Genomic DNA, 3,537 nt, shown 5'->3' on the forward strand with positions numbered 1-3,537 from the left:
TGTCGTTCTTGTTTCACCGCTGGACTTTAAGTTGTTGATTTTATGAGAGTCATGTTCCTGTTTCATTTCTGGATTCTAGTTTCATTATCGGACATAGGATAGTGTTTTCTTGGTTCAGGACATGGCTGATCGTTTGGACATCACCGATGCGGCGGATGGCGCTTGGGAACAGGCGGTTCAGCGGGAGGCGGTGATCCGTCGGTTGACCAATCAGCAGCGTATCTCGCGCGCTGATTTCCTCGCGGCCTGCCGAGAGTTGGGGGTCAAACGCTCCCGCCTTTATGAGCTGATCCGGGCCTACAAGGCGCGCCCTCTCACCAGTTCGCTTCTGGCCTCCGCTGTCGGAACCCAGACCGGGAGCCGCCGCCTGCCGAAAGAGGTCGAAGTGGTGGTGTCGGAGGCGATCGATCAATTCTTCAAGTCACCGCAGAAGCCGAGCATCAACGCGCTTCACAAGGAGGTTCGCAGGCGATGTCGCGCAAAGGAGTTTAAGGCTCCATGCTGGTCGACACTGCGGAAGCGGGTGATGGCGCTGAACCCGGCCGAACTTTCGGCAGCGAGAGAAGGGGCGAAGGTTGCGCGGCAGCGCCATCGACCGGTACCGGGCAGCTATCAGGTTGAACGAGCGTACGAAGTTGTCCAGATCGATCACACGCTGGTCGATGTCATCGTCGTGGATCGCATTCACCGCAAGCCGCTGCAAAGACCCTGGCTGACGTTCGCGATCGATATCGCGAGCCGCATAGTGGCCGGTTTCTACCTGACCCTTGAGCCACCATCGGCGCTATCCGTCTCACTGGCCATCCAGCATGTGGTGCAGCCCAAAGGTGACTGGTTGAACGCCCTTGGGATTGATGCCGACTGGCCCACTGTGGGTTTGCCCGAGACCATCCATGTCGACAACGCCAAGGAGTTCCGCTCGAAAGCAATGAAGCGCGGTGCCGAAGAGCATGGGATCTCGCTCCAGTACCGGCCCATCGGTGCCCCACATTACGGCGGCCACATTGAACGGCTGATCGGCACGATGATGGGAGCCGTGCATCTGCTGCCGGGATCGACGTTCAGCAGCGTCAAGGACCGCGGTGACTACGACTCCGTGTCGAACTCCGCGATGACGCTGGACGAGCTTGAGCGTTGGTTGGCGCTTGAGATCACCCGCTACCATGCGGAATGTCACCGCATACTTGGTATTCCGCCGCTGGCAGCTTGGCATGAAGCCCACGCCCGGCGGGATGTGCCGCTGAGGATGCCCTTTGACCCTGAGGGCTTCCGGATCGACTTCCTGCCAAGTGAGCAAAGGATGGTGCGGCGGGACGGCATTCACCTGTTCGGTCTGCGCTATTGGGACGACATTCTGAGCCTGTGGGCTGGCCAGCAAGGCCACCAACTCCGCGTTTCCTACGATCCGCGCGACCTTTCGACCGTGTTCGTGCGCGGTCCGGACGGCCAAAGGTATCCGGTGAGGTTCGCGGACCTGCGCCACCCTCCGATCACCCTGTCCGAGCATCGCCGCGCACAGACGATCCTGCGAGAACGTGGAAGATCTCTGGAGGATGAAGACCTGATTTTCGAGGTGATCGAGGAGCAACGTGCGCTTGTCCAAGATGCCTCGGTGCGGACGCGGGAGGCGAGGCGGACCGCCGAACGCCGTGAGCGGGCGCTTGATGGTACTGCCGCCAAAGGGACCGAAGTCGAGGATCACATGTCTGAGATGGATGAGAACGCGCTCAGGAACCATTCGGGATTCGAAGTAGAGGAGTGGTCGTGAGCGAGCACAGCGCATTCGCGCATCTCGATCCGGCCTATCGGCGCTTTGCAGATCTGCCGGATGAAGACCGGATTGCATGGACCAGGGCGGACCGCTGGATCGGCTTTGATCAGGCAGGGAAGGTGCTCGCACGGTTGGACAACCTATTGGCCTATCCGCCCCGCGACCGGATGCCATGCCTGCTGATCTACGGCGATACGGGCATGGGCAAGACCAAGATTGTACGCAAGTTCGAACGAGCGCATCCGCCCAAGTTCTGCCAGGTCAAAGGTGTCGATCACCGTCCTGTGGTGGTGGCTCAGGTCCCCTCGGAGCCGATCGAGCGCGATCTCTACCGCGAACTCCTGGCGGCCATGGGCGCGCCAGCGATGGCGGGCAGGACGCTGGCCCGCGAGAAGGATGTCTGCCGGTCGCTTCTCCGTACCGTCGAGGCAAAGATGATCATCCTCGACGAGGTGAACGGCATGCTGGCTGGCACCTTTCGGCAGCAGCGGATTTTTCTCAATGCGATCAGGTTTCTGGCCAATGATCTGCGGATCCCATTGGTTTGCGCGGGAACTGATCTCGCGCGCCAGGCACTGCTGAACGACGCACAGCTTGCGGAACGGTTCGAGGCGTTCCACCTCAAGCCCTGGCAAAACGATGCCGCATTCGCAGGCCTTCTGAAGAGTTTCGAGCGCATCCTACCCCTGCGGCAGGCCTCCGATCTGATGAGTGCCGAGGCGCGGACACGTATCCACAACCTCACCTCCGGCGTGACTGCACGTATCTTCCGCTTGATCGAGACCGCGGCTGAAGATGCCATCCGCACGGGCAAGGAGCGACTGGACGTTGAGAGCTTTGGCAATAATCTTGTGCTGCCGCTGGTTTCGATGACCAAGGTATCAGGACGGCGGGGGAAACGTGCGCCGCACTCGGCTATGACATGAGGGCGCTGGCGCGCTTACCGGTTGCGCCACGTCCTTTCCGAAACGAGCTCCTGTCTTCCTGGATGGTCCGGGTGGCCGCCCGCTATGGCCTGGAGGTTCCGGACATGACCACTTGGCTCGCAGGGCAGGGGACGGGAATGCAGTCGCATCGCCTCATTGATGATATTGCTCCCGACCCCGATCTGCTCTGGCTGTGGGCGTGGGCCTGCCGTATTGACCCGGCGCGACTAACCCGCCTTTCTTTGGCTTTCCGCTATCGCAAACGCACACATTTTTGGACCCTCGACCGCTCTGAGGCGCCGGTCTGTCTGGCCTGCTTAGACGAAGATCGAGCCCGAGGTCACGACAGTTACTTGCGGTCTGCCTGGAGGCTGGCCGAGCACCTCGTCTGTCCAGCACACCAGCTGATGCTGCACGACCGCTGCCCGGCGTGCAGCGCTCAGTTGCGGGTGTCTTTTCAGTTTCGGAACGGCTTGCTGCGCCCGTTCTGCAGCAGGTGTGGCGGTTTGCTCACCAGCAGGGGAGCGGAGCCGGATCACAATTTGGACGCAGGTTTCGCGGAAGGCATTCTCGACCTTCAACGCCAGATTAGGCGAATTCTCCAGCGCCACGACGAGCGCCGCGTGCGCTTGGAGCATGCCATTCGCACGCTGTGGGCGCCGCTTGATCGGGTAGACGCGGCGCGGCCTGTTCTGGCCCTCTGGTTCGATCAACCCGGATGGCGCTGTCCGTTCGAGGCGAGAGCGGCTGTCAGCAAGGAAGCGCCGTTCCAGCATCTGCCTCTGCGCTGGCGGGCGTTGACCCTGATCATTCTGGGAGACCTCTTCGGCGCGGCGCTCG

General features: G+C 61.2%; 3 protein-coding genes. All 3 read left to right on the forward strand.

What is annotated here, in order from left to right:
• Nucleotides 1–121: 121 nt before the first annotated feature.
• Complete coding sequence (locus tag Q1A71_RS23570) at nucleotides 122–1,768, forward strand: transposase family protein (protein ID WP_299682825.1); 1,647 nt, start codon at nucleotides 122–124, stop codon at nucleotides 1,766–1,768.
• Complete coding sequence (locus Q1A71_RS23575) at nucleotides 1,765–2,697, forward strand: TniB family NTP-binding protein (RefSeq protein ID WP_299682827.1); 933 nt, start codon at nucleotides 1,765–1,767, stop codon at nucleotides 2,695–2,697. The genes Q1A71_RS23570 and Q1A71_RS23575 overlap by 4 nt, the downstream gene beginning before the upstream one ends.
• Nucleotides 2,698–2,759: 62 nt before the next feature.
• A partial coding sequence (locus Q1A71_RS23580; RefSeq protein WP_299682829.1) for a TniQ family protein occupies nucleotides 2,760–3,537 on the forward strand: 778 nt, incomplete at its 3' end.

The organism is uncultured Roseobacter sp., from assembly GCF_947493125.1.
Classification (GTDB): Bacteria; Pseudomonadota; Alphaproteobacteria; order Rhodobacterales; family Rhodobacteraceae; genus Roseobacter.

Excerpts from the sequence above, each read along its gene's own strand:
- Q1A71_RS23570 (WP_299682825.1), top strand. The coding sequence starts at position 122 with ATGGCTGATCGTTTGGACATCACCGATGCGGCGGATGGCGCTTGGGAA.